Source organism: Shigella sp. FC1967 (assembly GCF_001743005.1).
Taxonomy (GTDB): domain Bacteria; phylum Pseudomonadota; class Gammaproteobacteria; order Enterobacterales; family Enterobacteriaceae; genus Proteus.
Genome location: NZ_MIIZ01000201.1, coordinates 1 through 269 on the forward strand (window position 1 = coordinate 1; position 269 = coordinate 269).

A 269-nucleotide genomic window follows, 5' to 3' on the forward strand; every position below is an offset into this window, starting at 1 on the left:
TTCGTTGTGGTGCGTAAAATGAAACAGATTGATTGGCTTGATGGTGAAGGTGATGCTTATCAACAGACCCTGAATGGACAGGAGAAGGCATAATGAAAATTCGTTCACAAGTCGGTATGGTACTGAACCTCGACAAATGTATCGGTTGCCATACCTGTTCAGTAACCTGTAAAAATGTTTGGACCAGCCGTGAAGGCGTTGAATATGCATGGTTCAATAACGTCGAAACTAAGCCAGGTACAGGGTATCCCCAAAATTGGGAAGATCAA

At 43.1% G+C, this 269-nt stretch carries 1 pseudogene; it reads left to right on the forward strand.

The annotated features are described in order from the left end of the window. Nucleotides 1-92: 92 nt before the first annotated feature. A pseudogene (narH, locus tag BHE89_RS01850) lies at nt 93-269 on the forward strand (nitrate reductase subunit beta); the annotation flags it as partial.